General features: G+C 64.0%; 16 protein-coding genes. 8 read left to right on the top strand and 8 right to left on the bottom strand.

The window, feature by feature from the left end:
• Window positions 1–41: 41 nt before the first annotated feature.
• From ACR9ZC_RS03380 to prpB, 8 genes are all read right to left on the bottom strand, one after another.
• Window positions 42–1,451: a hypothetical protein gene (locus ACR9ZC_RS03380; protein WP_481579126.1), complete on the bottom strand. Its 1,410-nt coding sequence runs from the start codon at window positions 1,449–1,451 to the stop codon at window positions 42–44.
• 36 nt (window positions 1,452–1,487) lie between these two features.
• Complete coding sequence (locus ACR9ZC_RS03375; RefSeq protein ID WP_481579125.1) at window positions 1,488–1,919, bottom strand: GNAT family N-acetyltransferase; 432 nt, start codon at window positions 1,917–1,919, stop codon at window positions 1,488–1,490.
• A 349-nt stretch (window positions 1,920–2,268) separates the two neighbouring features.
• Complete coding sequence (locus ACR9ZC_RS03370) at window positions 2,269–4,119, bottom strand: DMT family protein (RefSeq protein ID WP_481579124.1); 1,851 nt, start codon at window positions 4,117–4,119, stop codon at window positions 2,269–2,271.
• Window positions 4,120–4,209: 90 nt separating this feature from the next.
• Window positions 4,210–4,923: a hypothetical protein gene (locus ACR9ZC_RS03365; RefSeq protein WP_481579123.1), complete on the bottom strand. Its 714-nt coding sequence runs from the start codon at window positions 4,921–4,923 to the stop codon at window positions 4,210–4,212.
• A 443-nt stretch (window positions 4,924–5,366) separates the two neighbouring features.
• On the bottom strand, window positions 5,367–6,557 hold the full coding sequence (prpF, locus tag ACR9ZC_RS03360; protein WP_481579122.1) for a 2-methylaconitate cis-trans isomerase PrpF: 1,191 nt from the start codon (window positions 6,555–6,557) through the stop codon (window positions 5,367–5,369).
• Between the two features lie 80 nt (window positions 6,558–6,637).
• Window positions 6,638–9,238, bottom strand: a complete 2,601-nt coding sequence (acnD, locus tag ACR9ZC_RS03355; protein WP_481579121.1) for a Fe/S-dependent 2-methylisocitrate dehydratase AcnD — start codon at window positions 9,236–9,238, stop codon at window positions 6,638–6,640.
• Entirely contained in the window at window positions 9,235–10,404 is a 1,170-nt protein-coding gene (gene prpC, locus ACR9ZC_RS03350; protein WP_481579120.1) for a bifunctional 2-methylcitrate synthase/citrate synthase, read from the bottom strand. The genes acnD and prpC overlap by 4 nt, the downstream gene beginning before the upstream one ends.
• Window positions 10,401–11,318 carry a methylisocitrate lyase gene (prpB, locus tag ACR9ZC_RS03345; RefSeq protein ID WP_481579705.1) on the bottom strand — a complete coding sequence of 306 codons (918 nt, stop codon included), beginning with the start codon at window positions 11,316–11,318 and terminating at the stop codon, window positions 10,401–10,403. Before prpB ends, prpC begins: the two co-directional genes overlap by 4 nt.
• Before the next feature lie 211 nt (window positions 11,319–11,529).
• Here prpB and prpR point away from each other — a divergent pair, with 211 nt between their 5' ends.
• The 8 genes from prpR to pelG all read left to right on the top strand — a co-directional run bounded on the left by prpR (window position 11,530) and on the right by pelG (window position 26,884).
• On the top strand, window positions 11,530–13,506 hold the full coding sequence (gene prpR / locus ACR9ZC_RS03340) for a propionate catabolism operon regulatory protein PrpR (RefSeq protein WP_481579119.1): 1,977 nt from the start codon (window positions 11,530–11,532) through the stop codon (window positions 13,504–13,506).
• A 638-nt stretch (window positions 13,507–14,144) separates the two neighbouring features.
• Complete coding sequence (locus tag ACR9ZC_RS03335) at window positions 14,145–16,871, top strand: bifunctional glycoside hydrolase/polysaccharide deacetylase family protein (protein ID WP_481579118.1); 2,727 nt, start codon at window positions 14,145–14,147, stop codon at window positions 16,869–16,871.
• Window positions 16,868–20,782: a tetratricopeptide repeat protein gene (locus ACR9ZC_RS03330; protein ID WP_481579117.1), complete on the top strand. Its 3,915-nt coding sequence runs from the start codon at window positions 16,868–16,870 to the stop codon at window positions 20,780–20,782. The genes ACR9ZC_RS03335 and ACR9ZC_RS03330 overlap by 4 nt, the downstream gene beginning before the upstream one ends.
• Before the next feature lie 68 nt (window positions 20,783–20,850).
• Entirely contained in the window at window positions 20,851–21,402 is a 552-nt protein-coding gene (locus ACR9ZC_RS03325; protein ID WP_481579116.1) for a penicillin-binding protein activator LpoB, read from the top strand.
• 26 nt (window positions 21,403–21,428) lie between these two features.
• Complete coding sequence (locus ACR9ZC_RS03320; RefSeq protein ID WP_481579115.1) at window positions 21,429–22,856, top strand: PelD GGDEF domain-containing protein; 1,428 nt, start codon at window positions 21,429–21,431, stop codon at window positions 22,854–22,856.
• Window positions 22,849–23,883 (top strand): tetratricopeptide repeat protein, encoded by a 1,035-nt coding sequence (locus ACR9ZC_RS03315; RefSeq protein ID WP_481579114.1) that lies wholly within the window; start codon window positions 22,849–22,851, stop codon window positions 23,881–23,883. Before ACR9ZC_RS03320 ends, ACR9ZC_RS03315 begins: the two co-directional genes overlap by 8 nt.
• Window positions 23,880–25,511, top strand: coding sequence for a GT4 family glycosyltransferase PelF (gene pelF / locus ACR9ZC_RS03310; protein WP_481579113.1), 1,632 nt, complete (start codon window positions 23,880–23,882; stop codon window positions 25,509–25,511). The genes ACR9ZC_RS03315 and pelF overlap by 4 nt, the downstream gene beginning before the upstream one ends.
• Window positions 25,511–26,884 (top strand): exopolysaccharide Pel transporter PelG, encoded by a 1,374-nt coding sequence (pelG, locus tag ACR9ZC_RS03305; RefSeq protein WP_173255665.1) that lies wholly within the window; start codon window positions 25,511–25,513, stop codon window positions 26,882–26,884. Before pelF ends, pelG begins: the two co-directional genes overlap by 1 nt.
• Window positions 26,885–26,887: the final 3 nt, after the last annotated feature.

The following is a 26,887-nucleotide window of genomic DNA, read 5'->3' as shown; positions in this document are numbered from 1 at the left end:
CGCCCGCCTGGGATGGCGGGCAGCTTCGATCTTCGAATGCTTCAGGCGGCGAGGCCGTAGCGGGATCGGGCGCCGGCGTCTTGACGCAGCACGTCCAGCGCCGATTGTTCCGCGGGCCCGGCATCGTCACCCTGACGCGTTTGAACGGCCCGATGCAGCGCATCGCGCACCAACGCATATTGCTGAGAAGTGATTTGCTGCTTCTCGCGCAGCGTTCGCGCGTTGTTCAACACACGGTTGTAGGCCTGCCCACGCGCGGGGTCGTCGCCCAGCCGGCTCGCAGCCCCGGCGAGGGCCATGAGCGACGCGATGCGATGCCCTGGCGGTTCGATGCTGTCGACCTTGGCAAAGATCTCGTCAAATGCCTGATGATTCGCCTCCTTCGACGTGAAGCTCCCAACCAGCGTGGCCGCCACCGCCAACGGCTCGGGCCGCCGTCGTGCCTGAAGGCCCAAATTGCCGTCGTGCTCCGAGCGAACGAGCCCGAGCAGACCGTCCGGCATCTCGAATCCGAGGATACCGGGCTCGGCAAGCAGTGCGTGCAGGTCTGCAATATCGTGAACCGATCCGGCTGCCTGCTCGAGTCGCTCACCCGCTTCGAACGCCGCTCTGACATCCGGCGGCAGCAGGTCGTGGGCCTCCAGTTGCATGAGCTTCTCGTCCGCGCTGTAGGCCACCCATGGCGGCGACGAGACGATTGCTTCCGAAAGAACCTGATGCCATTCGCCGACTTGATCGGGAGGGAGTGTCTTGAGGCGGTCCACAACCGCCTCGAGAAACGCGGCATGGGCGAGCTCGCGCAGCGAATCGGGCCAGCTGCTGTCCTGGCCGAGCAGCGGCGTGCCCAACACCTGCCGGAGGTCCTCCGCCGTTTCGATCTGATTGGCGAGGTAGGTAGCACGCGAATTGATCGCTTTCTCATGGGCGGCGTTGATTGCCGAACCCAGCCGCGTTTGTCCCACCTCGGGCGGCAGTTCGCGGAATGCCAGCCTCAGCTCGCGCAGCCCGGCCACCTGCTGGTTCCACGATGTCCAATGGACTACCCGGTCGGCCGCTTTCTCGAACACTTCGCAATGCGCCTCGAGCGACGGCTCGGACTGCGCGGCCGCACTCGCCTTGGCCGAGGCGACGAGGTTGGAGATCAGATCTCGTAGATTATCGACATTGCGTACTGTCGATGCAGCCAGCAGTAGATTCGTGGCGGTTGCGGTGCCAGCGGTCTTGTCCGATGCGGCATCGGCGTACCTGAATGCGCCCGCACGCGTGGTATCGGCGCGTCCCGCTTCAGGCGGACGCCCCGATTTGTGGGTCCCGGCGATTTCCGTCAGCGGCGAGCCGCGGAGCGATTGAGCGGTCGGCGAGTGTTGCGTCGGGGCCTTGTTGGCACCCGTCGCGTCCTCGCCGATTGGCCTTCCGTCGAGATTGCCAACGTTGCGGATGATGGGCTTCATGATTGCGTCGCCTGCTGCCTAGTGGGTAGTAGAACTTTACACCGTGCCCGGGGGACCAAATGCCGCGGAGCGAACCGATGGCGATTCGGGCGCAAATCCCGATGGGATGCGATCCGTCCCTACCGGGCGGAGAGATTTGGCCATAAAAACGATTTCCAGCCCGTCAATTCGACTTACATGCGCCGGTATAAAGCCGTGCCGCTCGTAAAGGCGCTGATTTGCCGTCATTTCGCGGTTCAAACAAAGATGCAGCTTGAAAATCTGCAAGCGCCACGCCCGGCTTTCGGCAAACCTCAACAGGGCGCTGCCGAGCCCCCGGCCTTGTCGCTCGGGCGATACCGCGAGATTGGCGATATGCAGATGATCGGGGGCCTCGACGAGTTCCAGCATGGCATCGATCCGGCCCTTTGGCGCGCAGTGCACCCATACTTCGTGGTGACGCAGCACGGCGGCGTAATCGCGCAGCATTGGCTCGGGTCGCGCGCCGATAACGGGTATCCAGCGTGCGTAGGCGGCATCGACGAGTGCGCGAACCGGGGTTTCATCGGACAAGTTGGCGCGGCGAAGCTCCATCGTTCTCCTCATCTGCTACGTGGACTGGCCTGTCTTGCGGTGCGGCAAAGCACCGAGCATGAGCAACGCAAGATAGTCCGAAGGTTGCGAAAGCTCACCGCGCGAGCGAATTTATGTGCTGAGGCGCGAACAGAAGCGTGGACGAACGTTCGGTGTTTGTCACGCGTGTCACGCGTATCGCGCAGAGCATGGGCACCCGGTCCCTCGGGCGCGCGGTGGCGCGACGCCAGGCGCCACGGCGGCGTCATCGGGTGGCGATCCAGATGCCGAACGCGGCCAACAGCAGGCCCGAAAGCTGTTTCAACTTCACTTCGGCACCTTTCACCATCGACAGGAACGCCATTGTCCAGACCGCGTCGGTACCTTCGATTGCCCCGCGCACGGGAACGACATCCGCCTCGCCATTGGCGATGGTCAATTCGATGTATTCGAAGAACGCGTAGCGCCAGCTATATAGCACGCGGGCGATCTTGTACGCGAGTTCGAGCCGCTTCGGATCCGTCGGCGTCAGCTTCTCGGGCAGGAGTTCTTCGTCCTTCTTGGTCGTGTGCTTGAACCAGGCCAGCGTTTTGATGCCCGTCGCCCCTGCCGACAGGCTCAGCGCCGCGGCCATCGGGTCGTCCTTCAACATGAAGACGACCGCCCCGGTGGCGGCCGCGCCCTGGGCGATCCACCATGCGCGAGTGAAGATCGTCTTCATCCGCTTGGCTTTCTGTTCCGATTGCTCCCCGGCCACCCGGGCCAAGTCTTCCAACTGCTCCGAGAGCCGGGGAGCGGCCGCCAACATCTTCTGGACTTTTCTCAATTGTTTGCCGAGTTCGGCTTCGAGTTCTGTCGGCTCGCTATCCGCGCCGTCAGCGACCGCGAGTTCGCGCGATGCGAGCGCGCGTTGCAAACTGCTTTCCAGCGATTTGAGCTGCGCAGTGACATCCTCATTCAAATACTGGGCAAGCGCGAGCGCTTCGGACTGACGAGTGCGCAATTGGCTGCGCGATTCGCGCGGATCCTTGTTCTTCAAGATCGGCGTATGTTCGCGAATCGATGCGAGCGCGTTCGACATCGCCGAATCGGGCTTTGCCGCGTCGCGCAACATGCGCTCGAGCGGCGGCAACTCGTTGTCGGGCCAGTTGGCAAGGGTGGAACCGGCGATGACGATGGCAAAGCCGATGTAATGGTGCGGCCCGATCTTTTCGTGATCGAGCACCGCGGCGGCACCGAGAAAGGCGCCGAGATCGATCGGTTGGAGAATCCCCCGGAATTTGGCCAGATTGATGTCGTTCTTGTCCGCAATGGAGGTTGCCGTGGTGAACGGAATGTATTCGGTCAGCGCGATCAGCCAACTGCCAACGATCTTCGCTGCGGTCGCGACGACCTTTCTGAGAGCGGGGTGCGCCAACGCTCCCAGGCCGATGGACGCGAGCACCGTATCATCCGATATGGACGGCAACCCATACCATGCGGCGGTCTTGAGCAGGGTGGCAACGATAGCCAGGGAGATCACCGGAACGTACGGCGAAGCAATTGCCCGCCGCAGCCTGCTGCGTTGTTCGGACTCCTCAGCGTTTGCTTGTGCGGATTGGGCGTGCTCCGGGCCCATGGCTTCCATCAGCGCATCGAGCACCCCGGCCTGCTCCAGCGTCTCCAGCAGCTTGTCGCTGCCAGCGAGGAAATCATCCATCGTTTCGATCGCGCCGACATCGAATGTTTCCGCGAATTCAGGCGGCAGCGAGCGCAATAACTGAGACAGTGCGACGTCGATTTGCGGGAGGCTGCCGTTGAGCGCCTCCAGTGGGTTCGGCTGCGCCTGCTCGGATATCGCACCGTCCACCGCGCGAACGATTTTTCTCTTCGATGCGTCCGTGTCCTGACTCGCGGATTCGGGCGATGGCATCTCGCGTGCCGGCGTTTTGAAGAGCGACCGCCATCGGCGTCGTGCCTCGCCCTTGGAATCCTCTTCGGGCAGACCCTGCAGTTCGGAGGAACCCTGGGCACGTCTGCGGGCGGTAGGCTGGGCTTTGTCGCCGTTATCAGCATGCTCTTTCGGGGGCGGTGGAACCCGGTTTTGCGGGCCAGGCACCTGTGGGTTGATTTCCATAGCCGAATCTCGAGTGATCTCTTATTGGAAGATGGCGTAAGCGTTGCCTTGATATGGTTTTACGTTCGCAACGGAGATTGGCGTCGCGCTTTAAATCGGCAAATAGCCCTTTTCCCACACTTTCACTTTTCCGTCGTCAGGCGGTTCTGTACCGAAATATGCGTCGTAGTTTCGAACACGGTTTACGTCCGGCAAGAGGATCGATTGCAGGTGAAAAACCTGCCCGTCGACTTCGAGGCGGCCGTTGTTGCCGAGCGCCAAGCGGATGTTCTTCGATTCCGCATTCGTGAGGCTGTAGCGAGCGACGGTCCCGCCCTCACCATCTCTCAGGATGATGCCGGCGATCCGTTCGGCAAGCCGCATCGATTCGCCCGTCGTACCGTGCACATATACGACGTCCGTGGGTACTGGCAATGCCTTCTCGGGCTCGGGATGCAAGATCGGTTCTTTGTAGTCGACACCGGACCGGATTTCATAGAAACGGCGGTCGCCGCGCTCACCAAGATTGACGATGCGGTACCGGCTGACCTCGTCGCTTTCGGTTGTGGTACCCGGATCTGTCTGCGTCGCGATCGTCCATTGGCCGGCGCGTGCGAGAACGTCCCACGGCTCTCCGCCGATGGTTACGCTGTTCCTGGATGCGCGGCTCGCGCGCGCCGCAAGGTCGCCCAGAGCAGGTTGCCTCGCGCTCGGCGGCGGCGATGCGGCTGAGGCGTCTCGAGACGAAGTAGGCGGTGCGGAGCGATGTGGCGGGACGTAGCGCGATTGCGAGCCGTCGGCGCCACCAGAAGCGGAAATCGGCATCGAAGCCTCCTGTTTTGGAATGGCCTCGATCGTATTTCGGGGAAAGAGACGCCCGATGCGTTGGAACGAACAACGATGCGGCAGTACGAACGAACCGCCGCTTTATGCTGAACGACTCCACGCGTTCATCGCCGGCCGTGCGGGCTGAGGAGGAAAGACATGCCAGTGGCCATCGGGATGGCGAAACAGCAGCAGCGTCACGGTCCCCGACGGACGATCCGCTTGCACACGCACGCAGCGGCTCGGTCGCGGCGTGCGGGAGGGCACCTGGCGGGCACTCACCCGAGTGAGATCCACTGGACCGAGCCATTTCTCGACCAGTCTTCGTAACGAACGCTCTACCGTTGCCATCGTCGGTCTCCGGCTATAACGGCGTTCATACTAACGGTAGGGATCGAACACGCGCGATGAGAAATTTCGGAATGTGCCCATCGCGAAACGGTCTATGACGTTGTTTCCGGCACGCGCACCCATCCTTCCATCAACACGCGCGCACTGCGGCTCATGACCGCTTTCGTCACGGTCCATTCGCCATTTCGGCGGCTTGCCTGCGCACCCACGCGCAGCGTGCCCGATGGATGGCCGAAGCGCAGCATCTCGCGCTCGCCGCCGCCGGCCGCGAGATTGACCAGCGTGCCGGGAATCGCCGCCGCTGTCGCGATTGCCACCGCGGCGGTGCCCATCATCGCGTGGTGCAGCTTGCCCATCGACATCGCTCGCACGAGCAAATCGATATCGCTGGCCGACACGCGCTTGCCGCTCGACGCAACGTAATCCGCTGGCGTGGCCACGAACGCAACCTTCGGCGTATGTTGCCGGCTCGCGATCTCTTCCGGCGTCGCGATGAGCCCCATGCGCCACGCTCCCTGCGCGCGAATCGCCTCGAACATCGCGAGCGCCTTGGCGTCCCCGTTGATGGCGTCCTGCAGTTCCGTGCCCGTGTAACCGATTGCGGCAGCGTCGACGAAAACGGTCGGAATGCCGGCATTGATCATCGTCGCCTTCAAGATGCCGAGGCCTGGCACGTCGAGATCGTCGACCACGTTGCCCGTCGGAAACATCGCGCCGCCCGCGCCGTCTTCGTCGGCCGCCGGGTCGATGAATTCAAGTTCGATCTCGGCAGCCGGAAAAGTCACGCCATCCAATTCGAATGCGCCTGTCTCCTGGACATGGCCGCCGGTCATCGGTACGTGGGCGACGATGGTCTTGCCGATGTTCGCCTGCCAGATGCGTACCGTCGTCACCCCGTCGCGTGCAATGCGTTGCGCGTCGATCAGCCCGTTCGCGATCGCGAACGGACCGACGGCTGCGGAAAGATTGCCGCAGTTGCCGCTCCAATCGACGAACGGACGATCGATCGAAACTTGCCCGAAGAGGTAATCGACATCGTGATCGGCGCGGGTGCTCCTCGAAACGACGACGGTCTTGCTCGTGCTCGACGTGGCTCCCCCCATGCCGTCGATCTGCTTGCCGTAGGGATCGGGGCTGCCGATCACGCGCATGAGCAACGCGTCGCGGACCGGGCCGGGAACGCGCGCCGCCGCGGGCAAATCCTGCAAACGAAAAAATACGCCCTTGCTCGTGCCGCCGCGCATATAGGTCGCGGCAATCCTGATCTGCGGTGCGTGAGTCATGAATGAGGGTGTCCTGGAAGAATCGACGGTACCGGTTGGTCGGACCGGTACCGCCCAAAGCACTGCATCGATCCTCTCGATCAGAGCGGCGCGGCAGTTGCCGATTCGAGAAAATCCTGTGCGAAGCGCTGCAGCACGCCGCCTGCTTCGTAGATCGAGACTTCCTCGGCCGTATCGAGCCGGCACGTCACCGGAACAGCGATGCGCTCGCCGTTGCTGCGGTGGATGACCAGCGTCAGATCGCTGCGCGGCGTGCGCTCGCCGATCACATCGAAGGTTTCCGTGCCGTCGATGGCGAGCGTCTTGCGATTGACGCCGGGCTTGAATTCGAGCGGCAGGATGCCCATGCCAACGAGGTTGGTACGGTGAATGCGCTCGAACCCCTCGGCAACGATCGCTTCGACACCCGCCAGACGTACGCCCTTCGCCGCCCAGTCGCGCGACGATCCTTGGCCGTAATCGGCGCCCGCGATGACGATGAGCGGTTGTTTGCGCGCCATGTAGGTTTCGATGGCCTCCCACATGCGTGTCACCTTGCCTTCGGGCTCGATGCGAGCGAGCGAGCCCGCTTTGACCTTGCCGCCTTCGACGACCATCTCGTTGCGCAGCGTCGGATTGGCGAATGTGGCGCGTTGTGCCGTCAGGTGATCGCCGCGGTGAGTCGCGTACGAATTGAAGTCTTCTTCGGGCAGGCCCATTTTGGCCAAATACTCGCCTGCCGCGCTCGTCGGCAGAATCGCATTGGACGGCGAGAGGTGGTCCGTCGTAATGTTGTCGCCCAGTACGGCGAGGGGCCGCATGCCCGCGAGTGAGCGCTCGCCGGCCAGCGCGCCTTCCCAGTACGGCGGGCGCCGGATGTAGGTACTGTCGGGGCGCCAATCGTAAAGCGGATCGGTCGCGTCGTTCGATTCCACCGAGAGTGCGAACATCGGTTCGTACACCTGACGAAAATGCTCGGGCTTCACACTGGATGAAACCAGTGCATCGATTTCCTCGTCGCTCGGCCACAGATCTTGCAACGTCACCCGCCGGCCGTCGGGTGTGACGCCCAGGGCGTCGTTTTCGATATCGAAGCGAATCGTGCCGGCAATGGCATAGGCCACGACGAGCGGCGGCGAAGCGAGGAACGCCTGTTTCGCATACGGATGGATGCGGCCGTCGAAGTTGCGGTTGCCCGAAAGCACGGCCGTGGCAAAGAGGTCGCGTTCGACGATCTCGCGTTGGATCGCCGGATCGAGCGCCCCCGACATGCCGTTGCACGACGTGCACGCATAGGCCACGACGCCGAAGCCGAGGCGTTCGAGCTCGGGCAGCAGGCCCGCCGCTTCGAGGTAGAGCGTCACGGCCTTCGATCCGGGCGCGAGCGATGTCTTCACCCACGGCTTGCGCAGCAGTCCGAGCCGGTTCGCATTCCGTGCAACGAGCCCCGCCGCGATCATGTTGCGTGGATTGTTGGTGTTCGTGCAGCTCGTGATGGCGGCGATGATGACGGCGCCGTCCGGCATCGCGCCGGGCTCGTCGTCCACCTTGCCGGCGATGCCGCGTGCGGCGAGCTCGGCGGTCGGCACGCGATTGTGTGGATTCGAAGGTCCGGCGATGTTGCGGGTGACGCTCGAGAGGTCGAACGTGAGCGTGCGCTCGTAGACCGCGCTGCCCAGGCTGTCGGCCCACAGGCCCGTCGTTTTCGCGTAGGTTTCCACGAGCGCTACGAGTGCTTCGTCGCGGCCCGTCAGCTTGAGGTAGCGGATCGTTTGATCGTCGATATAGAACATCGCGGCCGTTGCGCCGTACTCGGGTGCCATATTCGAGATCGTCGCGCGATCCCCGAGCGTGAGGCGCGATGCACCCTCACCGTGGAACTCCAGGTAAGCCGACACGACCTTCTGCTGGCGCAGGAACTCGGTCAACGCCAGTACGATATCGGTCGCTGTGATGCCGGGTTGCCGCGCGCCCGTCAGCTCGACGCCGACGATATCGGGCAGGCGCATCCACGAAGCGCGACCCAGCATGACGCTTTCGGCCTCGAGCCCGCCCACACCGACGGCGATGACGCCGAGCGCGTCGACCATCGGCGTGTGCGAATCCGTGCCGACGAGCGTGTCGGGAAACGCCACGCCGTCGCGCACCTGCACCACGGGGCTCATCCGCTCGAGATTGATTTGATGCAGGATGCCGTTGCCCGGCGGAATCACATCGACGTTGCGAAAAGCCCGCTTCGTCCAATCGATGAAATGAAACCGGTCTTCGTTGCGACGATCCTCGATGGCGCGGTTCTTCGCGAATGCATCGGGGTCGTAGCCACCGCATTCGACGGCGAGCGAATGATCGACGACAAGCTGCGTCGGCACGACCGGATTGATCATGGACGGGTCGCCGCCCCGGGCCGCGATGGCATCGCGCAAGCCCGCGAGATCGACGAGCGCGGTTTGACCGAGGATATCGTGGCAGACGACGCGTGCCGGAAACCAGGGGAAATCGACCTCGCGCTTGCGTTCGATCAGCTGCGCGAGCGCGGCTTCGAGCAGCGCGGGCTCGCACCGGCGCACGAGATTCTCGGCGAGTACGCGCGACGTGTAGGGCAGCGTGTCGTAGGCGCCGGGCACGAGCGCGTCGACGGCGGCGCGCGCGTCGAAGTAGTCGAGACCCGTGCCGGGTAACGGTTTGCGATAGGCGGTATTCATCGGCGTTGTTCGATCGGCACGAACTTCAGGTTTTCCGGGCCGGTGTAATTGGCGCTGGGCCGGATGATCTTGTTGTCGATCCGTTGCTCGATCACGTGCGCGCTCCAGCCCGAGGTGCGGGAAATCACGAAGACCGGCGTGAACATCGCCGTGGGGACGCCCATCATGTGATACGACACGGCGCTGAACCAATCGAGATTCGGGAACATCTTTTTCGCATCCCACATCACCTGTTCGAGCCGCTCCGCGATATCGAAGAGCTTCGTGTCGCCGGCTTCCTGCGAGAGCTGTTTCGCCACCTCTTTGATGACTTTATTGCGCGGATCGGAGATGGTGTAGACCGGGTGTCCGAAGCCGATCACGACTTCCTTGGCTTCCACGCGGCGACGGATATCGGCTTCGGCTTCATCTGGCGTCCGGTAGCGCGATTGGATCTCGAACGCCGCCTCGTTCGCGCCGCCGTGCTTGGGCCCGCGCAGCGCGCCAATCGCGCCGGTGATGGCCGAGTACATATCCGAACCCGTGCCGGCAATCACGCGGCCCGCAAACGTGGATGCGTTGAATTCGTGCTCGGCGTAGAGAATCAGCGAAGTGTGCATCGCCCGCACCCACGACGCGCTTGGGGGCTTGCCGTGCAGCAGATGCAGGAAGTGACCGCCGATCGAATCGTCGTCCGTTTCGACTTCGATGCGTCGGCCATTGTGCGAGTAGTGATACCAGTAGAGCAGCATCGAGCCGAGCGAAGCCATCAGCCGATCGGCAATGTCGCGCGCGCCGGCCGCGCTGTGGTCGTCCTTTTCGGGCAGCACGGTGCCGAGCACCGAGACGCCCGTACGCATCACGTCCATCGGATGCGCGCCGGCCGGCACGCATTCGAGCGCGGCCTTCACCGGCGAAGGCAGACCGCGCAGCGCCTTGAGCTTGCGCTTGTAGGCCGCGAGCTCCGCGGCCGTCGGCAATTGTTCGTGTACGAGCAGATGGGCGATTTCCTCGAATTCGCAAGCCGTGGCGACATCGAGAATGTCATAGCCGCGGTAGTGCAGGTCGTTACCGGTGCGGCCCACCGTGCAAAGCGCGGTGCTGCCCGCGCTGACTCCAGACAGGGCGACCGATTTCTTGGGCTTGAATGAACCTGCCGCGAGCGCGTCCTTGCCTGCTTCACTCATGATTTTGTCTCCGAATGCTCCGATGGCTTGCTGGCGGCGAACAGCGCATCGAGCTTCTCCTCGTACGCGTGATAGCCGAGATAGTGATAAAGGTCCGCGCGCGTTTGCATCGTCGGGACGGCCGCTTTTTGCGTGCCGTCGCGCATGACCGTCTCATAGAAGTTGAGGGCGGCCGCGTTCATCGCCCGATAGGCGCCGCAACAGTAGAGCGCGATGTCGACGTTGGCCGTCTTCAACTCATCCGTCGTGAAAAGCGGCGTGGAACCGAACTCGGTCAGGTTGGCGAGAATCGGGACCTTGACCGCCTCCTTGAAACGCCGGTAGTCGTCGAGCGTTTTCATCGCTTCGGGGAAGATCATATCGGCGCCGGCTTCGACATAGGCCACGGCACGTTCGATCGCTGCGTCGAGCCCTTCGGTCGCAGCCGCATCGGTGCGGGCCATGATGACGAACCCATCGTCCGTGCGCGCATCGACGGCCGACTTCACACGATCGACCATCTCGGCGGCCGGCACGCATTCCTTGCCGGGACGATGCCCGCAGCGCTTTTGTCCAACCTGGTCTTCGATGTGCACGGCCGCGACGCCGGCCTTGATGAACGAGCGCACGGTGCGCGCGATGTTGAATGCGCCGCCCCAGCCCGTGTCGATATCGACGAGAAGCGGCAGCGAGCATGCATCGGTGATACGACGCGCATCGATGAGCACGTCGTCCATCGTGCTGATGCCGAGATCGGGCATGCCGAGCGAGTTGGCCGCGACGCCGCCGCCCGACAGATAAACGGCTTTGAAGCCGACGGCTTCGGCCATCTTCGCCGCGTACGCCGTGATCGCGCCGACGACCTGCAATGGGCCCTCGGCCGCAACGGCAGCGCGAAATAGCGCGCCTGCACTCGTCGATTGCTGTGAGGTGATGTTCAATTGAATCGCTCCGTATGATCCGGTGCCTGCAATGCAAGGTGTGGGCCAGGGTGAATCGTCTTTCATAAGCTGCTGATTATGCGGGAAAGTCGTCTCTCGTATGTGCGCGTCACGTTTCATATTTGAAATCAGCGATTTCAAATATGGCGATGGCGGATCATAATACGCCGTACTCTCCTTCCGTCGACTTCAAGCGGGATCCGCGTTGAGCCATTTTCCACCCGATCTTTCGCCACGGCCCGTCATCTGGGCGTTCGGTATCAGCCGACTGCGCGAACTTTTCTTCGAAATCGTCGGCGAATACGAGGCGCGTGCCGAGATCCGTGTCATCGCCAGTGCTTATGACGACGCGGTGCGCGAGGTGCGCGAGGGCGGTTCGCGACCGCCGGATGTCGTCGTGGCCGGGGGCTCCAACGCCGCCTATCTGAGGACGCGCGTTCCCGTGCCGGTGGTGCAAATCGGTCCGACGGGACTCGACATCATGCATTCGCTGTCGCGCGCGCGGTGGCAATCGGCCTCGGTTGCGCTTGTGAGTCCTGGCGAGACCCCGCCCGAGATTCGCAACTTCGTCACGGCGTTTGGGCTCGACATCGTCTTTTCGTCGTACCGCTCGGCGCAAGACGCTCAGGCGTGCGTGCTCGAGTTGCGCGAGCGGGGCGTCGAGGTCGTCGTGGGCCCCGGTCTCGTGGCCGACCTGGCCGCCGCGGCGGGAATGGGGGCGGTCTTTCTCTACTCGCACGCTTCGGTGCGCGCGGCCTTCGATACGGCGCTCGAAGTGGCGCAGGCCACGCGCGGCGAAGCCCGCCGCCGCCAACATATCGATAATTTGCTGCAACACCTTCGCGACGGCGTCGTAGCTCTCGATGCCCAGGGGCGAGTCGAAGCGATCAACCGGCCGTTGGCGGCGGCGCTGGGCATCGACCCCGCGCTCGCGGTGGGGCAGCCGCTGGCGACGCTGGCGCCCGATGTCGTCGCTGCGCTGCCGGACGCACATGGCGATGCATTGCTGACGCTGCGCGGCGTCAGCTACCTCGTGCACCGCGGGCCGCTTGCCGATGCCGGCGAAGCGCAGGGCGCGGTGCTCACGTTTCAGGAATCGCGAGCCGTGGAGCGGCTCGACCGGACGCTGCGTTCGGCGCAACTCGGGCATCGATTTGCGGCGCGCTATCGACTCGAGGATCTGGTGGGGCGCAGCGAGCCGATGGAGCGTGTGCGCACCCTCATGCGCCGCTACGCGAAATCGGATGCCACGGTGCTCGTGCTCGGCGAAAGCGGCACGGGCAAGGAGATGGTGGCGCAGGGCATGCATCGCCTCAGTGCGCGCCGCAAGTTTCCGTTCGTCGCCATCAATTGCGGGGCATTCCCCGAAGCGCTGCTCGAGAGCGAACTATTCGGTTACGAGGAAGGCGCATTTACGGGCGCTCGCAAGGGTGGCAAGGCGGGCTTGATCGAAGCCGCGCATCGCGGCACGCTTTTTCTCGATGAGATCGGGGAAATGCCGTTGCCGTTGCAAAGCCGGCTGCTTCGTGTGTTGCAAGAGCGCGAGGTCGTGCGGCTCGGTGCGACGGAGCCGACCCGAATCGATATCCGCATCGTCGCGGCCACTCACCGGTCGTTGGCCGATGCGATCGAAACGGGCGCATTTCGGGCGGATCTCTACTACCGCCTCAACATTCTCAGCATCGCGCTGCCGCCATTGCGCGAGCGAACAGAAGACATCGTCCCGCTTGCCGCGCAGCTCCTACTGCAGGCGGCGCAGCGCGAGCCCCGGCTCGCGAACCGCGTTCGGGGCATCGAAGCGGCCGAGCGCCTGATTGTCGACATCAGCCAATCGTTGCGCCGCTACGGCTGGCCAGGAAACGTCCGCGAGCTGCAAAACGTGGTCGAACGGATTGCTGTCGAGCTGGCTGACGCCGACGGCCCGGACGCCATGCTCGAGACCCTGGCGAGCGACGCGATGCGGGCCATCGTGCCCGAATTGTTCGTGCGAGCGCGGCGGGGCGAAGTCGAGACCCGGACGCTGCGGGAGCGCAGCCGTCATATCGAAGCGGACGAGGTTCGAGCCGCGCTCGCGGCGTGCGGCGGCGATCGCGAAGCCGCCTGCGCGATGCTCGGCATCAGCAAGACCACGCTCTGGCGCAAGCTCAGTGTCGTCCCGCGCCCGGACGATTCGGCCGACTGATCCTGGGCCCGTGAGCGCCGCGGCCGATCCGTCGGACGGCACCGAGTGTCTCCTTTTTGACGAATCCGACTATTTAAATCGCGGATTTCCAAAAAAAGTTCGTCCGACCCGCAATTGAAAAACGGTAATTTGTGCTATTCGAATTGCGTGCGCAAACGTTGTCGTGCGCTGGCCTCTGCGCTCGTGCGGCAGGCTGGGCGCGGTTCTATGGCATGCGACGCAAAGCAAACGAGCGATTTTTGCAAACAATGGTTTCGCAAACGTTTTCCTCCGAGCGCAATGCGTTTTGCAATTAGGGAATTCGCCAAAAACGGTAACAAAGGTTTTACTTTTAAGATGAATGTCGGCTAGAATCTGCCCGATTCTGGTGCTGACTGGTTGAGCCTCTTGCGAGGGGCGCCGTTGCTTGCTCGCGGGAAACACATTCCTCCGGATTTTCGATTGGATGCGCAAGCGCTTCCGGCGCTCCGCGGGGAGCCTTGTTGTCTGTGAAAACGGAATTGGGTAGGGCTGAAGGCTGATGCGCTCGGACCAGCGCGGATCAGGGCCCGCTTCGCAAAAAAATTGCTACGGGGCAAGCGTTGAAGACACGGCGGAGAAAGGTTGCGGGAGGCGGCGCACCGAAGCGTAGCTCGACGATGGGTGGCTTGCGCGGGCTGACGGCGACTTTCATTCTGGCGTCCGGTTTGGCGGCCAGCGCGGTTTCGGCGAGCGCCGGCGCGGCGGCGCCCACTGTCGGCGCGCGCTCGCCTTATCCGTCCGTCAACGTTGCCTTTTTCAATGGCGCGCATTTGCCCGTCGATGCCTTGCAGGCGTTCGATGCGGTCGTCGTCGATCCTTCGTCCGGCTTCTCGCCGTCAGCGCATCCGCTGGAGCACACCGTCTGGGTAGCGCGCGTCACCGCGACGGCCGCCGGCGAGCCGGCCGAATTCGCGGCACGCGAAATCGCGCCGCTCTGGGCGCGCGGCTATCGAGGCTTCCTGCTCGAGAGCAAGGCCGCGGTCGCTGCGTTCGATGCAATCCGGTCGGCCCATCCGGAGGCCCGCCTGCTGATCGGCGGCCCTGACGCCTTGGCAGCCGCGACGCCGCATGGGAGTACGGTTTATGCGGTCGTCGGCGGCCCCCTCGTGCACGGTTGGGACGACGACAACGTGCGCTCGACGGATGTTTCGGAATCCGAACGAAGCCGCCGCATAGCCGAGGCCCAGGCCTTCATGCGTGCGAGTGGCGTGCCTGTCGTCTCGCTCGAATTCTGCCCACGTACGGACCGCGAGTGCAGCCGCGCCACGGCCGCGCAGGTCGCGGCCACGGGCGTCACGCCGTATGTCACCGATCAGGCGCGCGATGTCGTCGGGATCGGCGCCATCGAAGTCGTGCCGCGCAAAGTACTCGTCATTCAGGACACCGCGCCCGACGCACCGCTCGATCTTTCGCCCGGTGTGCGGGATCTGGCCACGCCGCTCAATTACCTTGGTTACAGCGTCGAGTACGCAAACGTCAACGACGCCCATCTGCCGGAAAACGTGACGCCCGACCGCTATGCGGGCGTCGTTGCCTGGTTCGAGGGCGCCGGTGTGCACGATGCCGATGCCTGGCGCCGCTGGCTCGATGCGCGCATTGCGAGTCATGTGCCCGTTGCGGTGCTCGGCCAATTCGGCTTCGACGCGGCCGGCGACGACGGCGCCAAACTCGACCTGAGCCCGGTCGCGGGCCCCTTCGCCGGACATGTCGACGTGGTTGCGCGCGATCCGATGATCGGCTTCGAAATCGACCCGGGCCTCGAGGCGCGCGATGTTGCCGGCGTCAAGGCCGGTGCGCACAGTCGTTCGCTGCTGCGCGCCCGGGCCGGCAGCGAGATCGTCGATCAGGCAGCAATCACCCCATGGGGCGGCTTCGCGTTGAGCCCCTACACCGTGGTGCCGCTCAATGGCATCGACCAGGAGCGCTGGGCGATTCAGCCGATGGCGTTTTTGACGGCGGCGCTGCGCCTGCGGTCCATTCCTTCGCCGAGCGTCACCACGGAGAACGGCCGGCGATTGTTCATGGTGCACGTGGACGGCGACGGCTTTGCTTCGCGCGCCGAGTTTCCCGGCGAGGACTACTCGGGCGATGCGCTGTACGACAGGGTCTTCACACGCTATCGCGTCCCGATGACGCTCTCGGTCATCGAGGGCGAAGTCGGCCCGGCCGGGCGCTACCCTTCGATATCGCCGCGGCTCGAGGCAATCGCGCGCAAGATGTTTGCGCTGCCTTATGTCGAGATCGGCTCGCACACCTTTTCGCACCCGTTCGACTGGACGCTCGTCGATGCCAAAACCGGCACGCGGGTCGACCGCGGCGGCGGCGACACGGCGTTCTCGCTCGATATTCCGCACTATCAGTTCAATATAGATCGCGAGATTGGCGGCTCGATCGACTATATCGACACTCGGCTCGCGCCGCCGGGAAAGAAGACGGTGGTGCTGCAGTGGCCCGGCAATTGCCAGCCGCCCGCGCTCGTTGTGCGGAAGGTGGCCGCGGCCGGCGTCGCGAATATCAACGGCGGCGATACGGTCATCACGAAGCGCGCCAACAGCTGGACGAACATCGCGCCGATCGGCGTGGACAAGGGTCCCGGGGCGTATCAGATCTATGCGCCGAACCAGGACGAGAATGTCTATACGAACGATTGGCTCGGGCCATTCTATGGCTTTACGCGCGTGCTCGAAACGTACGATATGACCGAGCGGCCGCTGCGGTTCAAGCCGATCGACGTCTACTTCCACATGTATAGCGGCACGAAAATCGCGTCCTTGCGTGCGCTCGACGAGATCTTCTCGGCTGTCCTCAAGCAGCCGGTCCTGCCCGTGCACATCACGGACTACACGGAGAAAGTGCTCGATTGGCGTACGTTTGCCGTGGCGCGCAGCATCGTGCCGGGCAGCGATCAGTGGGTCGTGCGCGGCAACGGCGCGGTTCGCGAGGTGCATTGGCCGGGCAACAGCCGGCCCGATATCGGGCGCTCGCCCGGCGTCACGGGCTTCGCTCCGGGGCCGGACGGTACCTACGTCCATATCGACGACGGCGCCGCGGTGATCACGTTCGACGGCGCGGCAGGCGCGGCCACTCCCTATATCGAGCAGGCCAACGGTTTCGTGCGGCATTTCGTTCGGACTGCTCACGGTATGGCGTTCGAGTTCGGGGGCTACTACCAGCCGTTCGTAAAGCTCGCCGATGCCCGGGCATGCCGTGTGCGAGTCGGCGGCAAGCCCGTCACCGCGAGCGGCAACGCGGGCGAACTCCGTTTCGATGTACCCGCTGTAGAGGGATCGCATGTGACTTATCGACCTGTCGAGATCGACTGCGAGCGAGGTGGCCTCAAGTGAGCACGACCAACGCTCAACCGCCGCGCATCGCTCCGGCTTGGCTGATCGCGCTGCTTAGCGGCGCTGTCCTCGGCGCGCTCTACCTGGTTACGCCGCGAGGCGATATTCGGCAGCGCGTCGAAGCAACCGGTTCGCCGAGCTCGCTCAGCGTCGCTTATCTCGAGGCATGGTCGCGCGTGCAACCCGATAACGAGACCTTCATGACGGTGCTCGCATCGCAATATGCGCACCTGGGCCGTGTCGACGACGCCGAGCGCATGGCCGAGCGCCTCGACACGCTGCGCTCCGACGATGCGCACCGCACGGCGGCATTCGTGCGCGTGGCGATCGCCGAGCAGCGCTATTTTGCGCTGAGCAGTGCCGATGCACGCCGTCCGGCCGCACTCGCCGAGTGGCGAGCCCGCATTGCCGCGGCGGCGAAGGTCGCTCGTGCGGAGAAGGATTTGTCCTGGCTGGCGACGCGCGCCGCCGCATCCGGCGATCCGCGGCTTGCAGCGCAGCTCTATGCACAGTTGTCGAACGCCGACTCCCATGGCCGGCCGCAATGGGACACCTATGTCGCGCGGTATGCGCTCGAAGGCGGCGAATACCGCCTCGCCGCCGCCGCGTGGTTCCGCAAGCAGGATGCCGCACGCGATCGCGACGATGCGCGACGCTGCTTCCTGTCGGGGATCGGCGCGTTGCGCGCCGGGAATCTGATGGATGACGCCGTGGCGGCGGCCGAGACACATCTCGGCTCGCTTGCCGACGATCCGGCTACCCTCGTCGAACTCGTCAATCTGGCACGGGCCGCGAACCGCCCCGATGCGGTCGATCGCTTCGCGAAAATGCTCGCGAAGTATGCGCAGGCAGATGGCGCGCCGACGCGCGGCGTCTCGCAGCAGCGTGCCTACGCCTATATGGATGGGCCGCTGCCGGCACGCGGCGCGCAATGGTCCACACGTGCAGTGGCTGTCATTCGCGGCGAGCAAATGGACGGCTATGGCGTGATGCGTATCGCAGCGACGGCCCCCGCTCCGGCGGCTGACAACGCGCATGCGAGCAAGGCCAAGCCGACCCCTGCCGACGTCGCCTATGGTGCATTCGTCGAAGCGGGCGATATGGCCAGCGCCGAGCAGCTCGCGAAAGCGCAGGTCGAACGCAACCCGGGTTCGGCATTGTGGACGCAGCGTCTCGCGCAATCCGCGCAATGGAATCGCGATCCCGCGGTCGCGCTGCATGCCTGGCTCGCGTACGCACGCATCAGCAACGATCCCGCCGCGTGGGGCAACGTCCTGCGCATGGCGCCCATGCTCGACGATGACGAGGCGTACCTTGCGGCCGCCGAACGCGATGCACGAGCCGCGCCCGGAGATATGAAGAAGGTCGACGCGGTGACCGCGACGCTCGAACGGCTGGGACGTCCGGATCAAGCCATTGCCTTTTTGCGTTCGCTGCCGCGCGGCAAGAACGCGGATGCACTCGATACCCGCATCGGGCAGTTGGCCGAGCGTGCCGGTCATGACGATGTCGCGCTCGATGCTTATCGTTCGGCACAGACTCATCGGCCTCGCGATGTCGATGCCGCGCTGCGAACGGCGAGCGTGCTTTATCGCAAGGGGGACTACCGTGGCGCGTTCTCGGCGTTGCGTGCCGCGAGCCCGGCCGCAACCGACAACGATGCGCTCTACTGGCGCAATTACGGCGAGCTTGCGCGCCTGCTCAAGCGCGACGACGAGGCGAATCTGGCCTACCGCCACCTGCTGGCCGGCAAAGCCGCAACGCCCGACGATCTCGGCGACATGACGCATTTTTACGAGCCGTACCCGATCGATGCGGCGCGTGTCGCCGAGCTGCGTTTCAGGCGTGACCACAGCATGCTCGCGTTGCAGGACGCGATCTACTATTACACCGAAGCCGGCGCGACGGATCGCATCGAGAAACTGTTCGCGAGCCTCGACGCGAGCGAGCGGCAAGCGGTGCAGACTTCGCCGGCCGTACTGAGCGCGCGCGCGGAATATTACCGTCTGACCGGGCGGCCCGGCGAGGCAATCGCCGACCTTCGTGCCGCCCTGAGCTTGCCCGGTGCCAACAGCGATACGCGCTCAGCTTATTTGTGGATGCTCGTCGACTACGGTTCCGACGCGGAAGTCGCCGAGGCATTGCGGCGTATGCAGGGCCGCGAAGACACGAGTGCCGCGATGTGGGGACCGTTGGCCGCTGCGGCGATGCGGTTGCACAAGCCCGTTGTCGCGCTCGGGTATCTGCGGCGTCAGTCGGCCTCGCTCTCGCGCGATCCGCTGTGGTTGCTGACCTATGCCGATGCGCAGGAGATGGCCGGGCGCAGTGACCTCGCGTGGTCCATCCGGCATAAAGTCTGGCTGCAACTGGCGCGCGATCGAAACGTAACGGGCGGTCCGGACAGTGCGCGTCAGTCGACGCGAGCGACGCGCGGCGCACGCCCCGCCGAGGTCGTCGATGAGCTTCGCGGGCGGCGCGTTGCCCTGTCGACCACGTTCGCGACCGGCGATGCATCGCTCGCCATGCTCGACGATTTGCTCGCGGGCGATAAGCGTAACAACGTGCCCGAAGCGTCGCGTTCGCTTTTGGGAACGGTCGACGGTTTGCCGGGTCCGGGCAAGCTCGATCGGAGTGAGCTTGCCCACAATACGCGCCTGCGTCATGCGGTGGCGAAGGACGTGGCGATTGCCTGGGCGTTGTCGCGCGAGGCCAATCCGCTCGCCAAGCGCTGGCTGGCCCAGCAGTATGCGGCACGCTTGTCGCAGCCCGTCGATTCGCAACTCGCGATTGCGCTGGCCGACAACGACGAAGCGCAGATGAAGCGCTTGCTCGATGAGGCGCGCTCGCGCTTGCCGCTCTATGAGCGGATCGACGCGGCATCCGCGATCGATCGTCCGGGCGAGGCGCAGCAACTCGCCTTTACCGGTCTCGAAGGCGCGCCCGCCGACGACGAACTGCACACGCGCCTCGTGGACACGATGCTGGCGTGGCCGCAATCGATCGACGCGTCGGTCACGAACCACGTGGAGCATCCGCTCGACTATGTCGAACAGACGCTCGCGGCGAGTCGCAAGCTTTCCGACCGATACATGGTGGGGGTCGAGGGCGTGCAGCGCTTCATGCGCTCGACCGATCAGAGTCAACTCGTCAACGTTCCGAGCACCGAGCGCTCGATTGCCTTCAGCCTGCGCAGACAGACGCTCGATTCGATGTTCTCGGTCACGGGTGGCCGGCGCGAGGCGCTCAACAGTTTCTATACGCTGCAGCTTGCCGCGCAGGCCGGCCGCAACGGCCCGCTCGAGGTCGGCTTGCGGCTCGGACGCAACCAGACTGTCGACGAGAATCAGCTGCTGTTCGTGGGCGGCATGAAAGATAATGCGATCGGCGATTTCACGTGGCGCCTGACGCAGCGCATTTCGCTGACGGGTAACGTGGAAGCGAGCCGTTTTTACAGCCAGAGCCGCAACTATCTGGGCAGCGGGTTACTCACCTCGGGCGAGCTCAGCTACCGCATTCGCACCAATTACCCCGATTACACGCTGCGCCTCGTCGGCGCCCACGGCGACTATCACGCGAGCGGCAGCGCCGACGATCTCGTGACGAGGCTCGTGCCGATCGCGAATCGGCCCGTCACGGCAAGCGATCTGATGCCGCAGACGTATACGCAGTACGGACTCTTCTTCGGTTTCGGAGACGACTTGCGTACGCGGTACACGCGTGCCTGGCGGCCGTTCCTCGACGTCGGCATCATGCACGACTCGAATCAGGGATGGGGGCCGGGCGGCAGTATCGGGCTCGCGGGGTCGGTCTTCGGCGGGGATCACGCCGCGCTCTTCTTCGAGCATCAGCGCGTGTCCAGGCAGGGCACGCCGGTGACGCAAATCGGCGCGCGTTATAGCTGGTTTTACTGATCGTTTCATCGATCCGGCAAGCGGTTTCGAATCTAGCAGAATCAACAGAGTCAACAAGGAGTCATTCGATGAGCAACAACAAACGGTGGAGTCGTTCGCTGCAGTGGATCGTCTCGCTCGCGATGTCGGTCCTCGCGCTGGGCGCGTGCAGCTCGATCAGGCAAACCGCTGCGCCGGCACTCGGCGTGCAGGATTCGATCGCGGTCGTGCCGATGGTCAACTATACGGAGACGCCGGCGGCGGGCGGCAACGCGGCGGCTATCGCGGCGGGTGTGCTGCGCACGAACGGATGGAGCGATGTGCGTATCGCCCCGACCGACGAATCGTCGAGCGCGATGTTCGATACCGCGCAGCGCGAGAACGGCGAAAAGAAGCTGGCCTGGGCGCGTGAGCAGCACGTCAAGTACGTGCTGAGCGGCGCCGTCGAAGAGTGGCGCTACAAGACCGGCGTGGACGGCGAACCCGTTGCCGGCGTGACGCTCGAGCTCATCGATGCCGCCTCGGGCCGCGTGGTCTGGAGCGCGACGGGTACGCGTACGGGATGGAGCCGCTCGAGCCTCTCGGGTGTAGCGTCGACGTTGATCGGCGGCTTGCTCTCTCCGCTGCGTCCGCGTTCGTAAGTCCACACACGGATCAGGAGCCGATCGTGAACACCGTCAGCCCATCGCATGCGGGCAACTCATCGAAGCCGCGTCATTCGAACCCCTTCGGAAATCTCGGGCGTTTCCGCCGCTTCGTCGCACCGGCCGTCGCGCGGCCGCTCGCGATCGTGGAGACGGTCGCGTTCATGCTCGTCGTACTGGTACTTGCGCGCGTCATCGCGCCCGAGGATCCGTTGCTTGCCCATGCCGGCTTCGGCTGGCTGTGGATCGCGCCGCTCATCGTCGCATTGCGCTACGGCACGCTGCTCGGTCTTCTGGGCGGCGCGATGGTGACCGGGGCCGCGATGTTCGACGCGCATACGTTCGAAGCCGCCTGGCAGACGCCCTTTCTACTGGGTGGTCTCGTCCAAACGATCGTCGCGGGCCACTTCGGCGATACCTGGGGCAATCGCGCCGCGCGCGCCAGTGCGCTCAACGATTACCTCAACGATCGTCTGGTCGCATTGACGAACAGCCACTACTTGATGCGCCTGTCGCACGAGCGGCTCGAAAAAGATCTGTTGACCAAGCCGACCACACTGCGCGACGCCATCACCGAGCTTCGACGCCTGTCGGTCACGCGCAGCGCCGAGGGCGAGATGGCCCGGCCCGCTGCTACGGATGGTGAAAACGCGGCGATCGTCGGTGCGCAAGCGCTGCTCGAGTTCGTGGCACAGGCCTGCCAGATCGACGTGGCGGCGCTTTATCCAATCGAGAAGGGCCATCTGGCCAGCCGGCCGCTCGCGACGATCGGCGATTCGTTCGAGCTCGACGGCCGCGATCCGTTGCTCGTGCGCGCGCTCGAGAGCAAGCACATCGCGCATGTGCACGGCAACGAAGACAGCGCCGTGACCCGGACCGGGCTCGTCGTATGCGCGCCGCTCGTGGCGGCCGACGGCAGCATGCCTGCGATGCTCGTGATCAAGCGGATGCCGTTCCTTTCGCTCAATTTCGAAAACCTTCAGTTGCTGCTGGTGATGCTCGGCTACTACGCCGATGGCGTCGAGCATGTGACGCTCGTGGACAGCGTGTTGCGCGACGTGCCGGCGTGCCCGGTCGATTTCGCGCTCGAACTCGCGCGGCTTTCGCGGCTCGAACGCGAGTGCGGGATTGCATCGTCGCTCGTCGCACTGGTGTTTCCGCGCGACGAAGCCGGCGATTCGCTCTATGAACACGTGCTGCGCCGCCGGCGTTCGCTCGATCTGATCTGGCCGCTCAGGACCCCTAACGAATCCGTCATCGTCAACCTGATGCCGGCGACCGACGGCACGGGCGTCGACGGCTACCTCGCGCGCATCGAGGGCAGCCTCGAGGCCCAGTTCCGCGTCGACTTCGAGGCGGCGCGCATCGGCGTGCATACGCTGCATCTTGCCGATGGCGAACCGGGCCGCGCGCTCGCGCGCTTTTTGAAACGAAGCGGCATCGATGGCTAAGACCACTTCCCTTTCGCGCACGCTTTGCGCCGCGGCACTTGCGGTGACGGCGGCGCTCGAGTTCTTCCTGGGCTGGCGCGTGATCGCGGATGGCCAGAGCCTGTCCGTGCTGCCCGATCCGTTCCTCACGCTGGTCGCGCTCACGTTCGGCTTCGGCATCGTCGAGGCGTGGCTCGTGCGTGCGATTTTGCCGGACGCCTATCGCGAACCGCGCGGTTGGACGCTGTTGTGGCTGTGGCTCGCATGTTCGCTCGTGCCCGTGCTCGGCGGCCTCGTGGTGCTCGTAGGCTGTATCTGGGCGGCCTGTTTTCCGGCCGAGGACACTTCGCGGCGGTATGGTGAAGTGGCGCGCCCGCAGTTCGTTTCCTATCTGATCTCGCGCGTCTCGCATGGGGGCGGCGCGCGTTTGCAGGCGCGGCTCATCAACACACGCGTCGCCGCGCAAGACAGATTGTCGGCGCTCGTAGCCATTCAGGGCATGCCGACGCGCACCACTGGAGCGCTGTTGCGCGAGTTGCTCGCCGATCCGATCGAAGACGTTCGCCTCATTGCGTACGGGGCGCTCGATCGTGCGGAGAACGAGATCATGCAGCAGATCTTTCGCACGACGAAGCTGCTCGAGCAAACGCCTGAAGGCGCACGGCACGAGCGGCATGTCATGCACCGCCAACTGGCCGAGCTCTACTTCGAACTGATCTATCAGAACCTCGTACACGGACCGGTTTACCGCCATACGCTGACACAGGCCGATCAACATGCCCAGGCGGCGCTGGCGATAGACGACAGCGACGCCGCGCTCTGGTTGATTCGCGGCCGCGTCGCGCTCGTCAGCAACAATGCGGAAGAAGCGGGGCGCTACATCGACTGGGCACAGACGCGCGGATTCCCGCGCGAGCGGCTCGTGCCGTGGCTCGCCGAAATCGCCTATCTGCGCGGCGAATACGCGCGCGTTGCGGAGCTGCTGGGTTCGCTCGGCAATACGGCGGCCGTACCGATACTCAAACCCCTGGTGCGCTACTGGTCATGAATTCGTCATTGCTTCGTCGTGCGGCCGATGCCGATGTCTGCCTGCTGCTCGAAGGCACGTTTCCCTATGTCCGCGGAGGGGTGTCGAGCTGGGTCGACGGCATGATCCGCGCGTTCCCCGATATTCGCTTTGCGATCGCATTCATCGGTAGCCGCCGGGAGGATTATGGCGATCCCGCATTTGCGTTGCCCGAGAACGTCGTTCACTTCACGGAGCAGTTCCTCTACGAGCAAAAGCCTGCCGATCATGAGACGGCTCATGAAATCGCAGGCGATGCGGATGCCTTCGCGCACTCCGCGCGGCTGCATGCGGCATGGCGTTCGGCGGACGCGGCGGACGGCACGGCGCTGATGACGGAGGTCGCGAAGCTGATCGGCGACGATGGCCCGCTCAACGAAAAGGCGTTTCTGTCGAGCCGCGCGGCCTGGAACTACATCGTCGATCAATATCGGGAAAACTGCACGGACCCGTCGTTCACGGATTACTTCTGGACGGTGCGGATCATGCACCAGCCGCTGTGGCAGCTCGAGCGAATGACGCGCACGTTGCCGCCGGCGCGTATCTACCACACGATATCGACCGGCTATGCCGGTTTTCTCGGTACGTTGCTGCACTACCGGACAGGGCGTCCCCTGATCGTTTCCGAACACGGCATCTACACGAAAGAGCGCAAGATCGACTTGTTGCAAAGCGATTGGATCAGCGATAACCGCGGCGCCTTCGAAAAGGACGTCTCGAAGATCAGCTATTTCCGCGAACTGTGGGTGCGCTTTTTCGAAGCGCTCGGACGCATGTCGTACGATGCGGCCGATGAGATCGTGGCGCTTTACGAAGCCAATCGAAAGCGCCAGATTGCGGACGGTGCCAACGCGGCGATCACACAAAACATCCCGAACGGCGTCGATGTGAAGTCTCTTTCGACGTTGGTCGAGCGCCGCTCGACGGGCAAGCGGCGTGTCGTCGCGCTCGTCGGGCGCGTCGTGCCGATCAAGGACGTAAAGACCTTCATCCGCGGCATTTTCATTGCGTCGCGGACGATGCCCGACATCGTCGCGTGGATCGTCGGCCCTGAAGAAGAGGACCGCGACTATGCCGAGGAGTGCCGCGCGCTCGCGCAAAGCCTCGGATTGGCCGATCGTATCGAGTTTCATGGGTTCAAGCGCATGGACGAGATGCTGCCGTCCATCGATCTGATTGCGCTCACGTCGATCAGCGAGGCGTTGCCGCTCGTCGTGCTCGAAGGGTTCGCCGCGGGGGTGCCGGCCGTGACGACCGACGTCGGCGCATGCCGTCAATTGATCGAAGGCGACGGAGCCGAAGATGCCGCGCTCGGGTCCGCCGGCGCAATCGTGCCGATCGCCAATCCGGCGGCGTTCGCCCAGGCCGTGCTGGATATGCTGGGCAACGAGGCGCAATGGGAGCGTGCGCAGCAGGCAGCCATCGCTCGCGTGCACCGGTTCTATACCAAAGAGAAGATGATCGAGCGATATCGCGCACTGTATGAAAAGCTGCGCACCCTGCCGGAGCGCGAACGGCGCGGGCTGGACAAAGCCAAGGGTTGCCCGATGCATGCGGGCGGCGCGGCTCACGCGCCATCGTCCACTTCGTCGACACCGGGAGCGCGCTGATGGCTGGTATCGGGTTCGAACTGCGCAAGATATTGAAGGGCGATACGCTCGCCGGTGCGGCGCGGGCATATGCCTACGCGGGTCTGATCAGCTCGGGTCCGCTCATTCTGTCGATTCTGGGCATCCTGATCATCGGCCTGATGAGCGTCGGCTACACGATCCCGCGTTACGCGATCGTGCAGTTCCAGGTTTCGGTCACCTATCTGATCGCATGTAGTCTGATCGTCACCGGGCCGTTGCAGCTTTCGTTCACGCGCTTCATCTCCGATCGCTTGTTCGAAAAGCGCGACGATCTCGTGCTATCGACGTATAACGGGGTGGTGCTTCTCTCGAGCGCCGCGTCGGGCCTGGTCGGTCTGCTCGCTGTCGGCCTCGCGTTTCGCGGGGAGCCGCTCGCTTATCGGATGCTGATGGTGGCGGGCGGTGTGGTGATCAGCAATATCTGGGTGGCCGTCATTTTCCTGTCGAGCGTCAAGCAGTACCGGCAGATCTTGTTCGTGTTCGTCCTCGGTTACGCGTGTACCGTCGTCTTTTCGTTGCTGCTCAACCGGCAAGGTATCTCGGGTCTGCTGGGCGGCTTCGTGGCGGGGCACGTGGTATTGCTGGCCGGACTGTCCGGCCTCATTTATCGCAACTACCGCAGTCCCCGGTTCATTTCGTTCGAGATGCTGGACCGGCGCTTCGCTTATCCGAGCCTTGCGCTCGTCGGGCTGTGCTTCAACGTCGGCGTCTGGCTCGACAAGTTCATGTTCTGGTATGCGCCGAGTACGGGCGCGCAAGTCATCGGTCCGCTGCACGCTTCGGTGATCTATGACATTCCCGTGTTCATGGCCTATATTTGCGTGATGCCGGGTATGGCTGCGTTTCTCGTGCGCATCGAAGCCGATTTCGTCGAATACTACGATGCGTTTTATGAGGCCGTGCGACGCGGCGCGACGCTGAGGCATATCAACGATATGCGCGACATGATGGTGACGAGCGTGCGGGCGGGCTTGTTCGAAATCGTCAAGATCCAGACGGTCGTGCTGCTCTTCGTCGCGGTGTTCGGGCCGCGTCTGCTTCAGGCGCTACATATTTCGACGCTTTACATGCCGTTGCTACTGATCGACGTCATTGCGGCGAGCCTGCAGATTCTTTTGCTGGGGATCCTCAATGTGCTGTTCTATCTCGACGAGCGCCGTGTCGTGCTGCGCATTTGCGTGGCATTCGTCGCGCTCAACGGAACGCTGACGGCGATCACGCTCTGGATGGCGCCCGATTATTACGGCTATGGGTTCGCGTTGACGCTGCTGATTCTCGTTGCCGTGTCCGTGCTCGCGCTCGATCGCATCTTCGGCCGCCTCGAGTACGAGACGTATATGTTGCGCAACTGAGGC

It is taken from the genome of Trinickia sp. HAY1-2D, from assembly GCF_056754935.1.
Note: the sequence above shows the minus strand (reverse complement) of the source record. Positions and strands in the feature narration are given on the sequence as shown.

What these genes read in the sequence shown, in the direction of transcription:
- pelG (WP_173255665.1), top strand. Translation starts at nt 25,511, where the DNA reads ATGGCTGGTATCGGGTTCGAACTGCGCAAGATATTGAAGGGCGATACG.
- ACR9ZC_RS03380 (WP_481579126.1), bottom strand. Translation starts at nt 1,451, where the DNA reads ATGAAGCCCATCATCCGCAACGTTGGCAATCTCGACGGAAGGCCAATC.
- pelF (WP_481579113.1), top strand. Translation starts at nt 23,880, where the DNA reads ATGAATTCGTCATTGCTTCGTCGTGCGGCCGATGCCGATGTCTGCCTG.
- ACR9ZC_RS03370 (WP_481579124.1), bottom strand. Translation starts at nt 4,119, where the DNA reads ATGGAAATCAACCCACAGGTGCCTGGCCCGCAAAACCGGGTTCCACCG.
- ACR9ZC_RS03315 (WP_481579114.1), top strand. Translation starts at nt 22,849, where the DNA reads ATGGCTAAGACCACTTCCCTTTCGCGCACGCTTTGCGCCGCGGCACTT.
- ACR9ZC_RS03365 (WP_481579123.1), bottom strand. Translation starts at nt 4,923, where the DNA reads ATGCCGATTTCCGCTTCTGGTGGCGCCGACGGCTCGCAATCGCGCTAC.
- prpF (WP_481579122.1), bottom strand. Translation starts at nt 6,557, where the DNA reads ATGACTCACGCACCGCAGATCAGGATTGCCGCGACCTATATGCGCGGC.
- ACR9ZC_RS03325 (WP_481579116.1), top strand. Translation starts at nt 20,851, where the DNA reads ATGAGCAACAACAAACGGTGGAGTCGTTCGCTGCAGTGGATCGTCTCG.
- prpC (WP_481579120.1), bottom strand. Translation starts at nt 10,404, where the DNA reads ATGAGTGAAGCAGGCAAGGACGCGCTCGCGGCAGGTTCATTCAAGCCC.
- ACR9ZC_RS03375 (WP_481579125.1), bottom strand. Translation starts at nt 1,919, where the DNA reads ATGCTGCGCGATTACGCCGCCGTGCTGCGTCACCACGAAGTATGGGTG.
- ACR9ZC_RS03335 (WP_481579118.1), top strand. Translation starts at nt 14,145, where the DNA reads ATGGGTGGCTTGCGCGGGCTGACGGCGACTTTCATTCTGGCGTCCGGT.
- acnD (WP_481579121.1), bottom strand. Translation starts at nt 9,238, where the DNA reads ATGAATACCGCCTATCGCAAACCGTTACCCGGCACGGGTCTCGACTAC.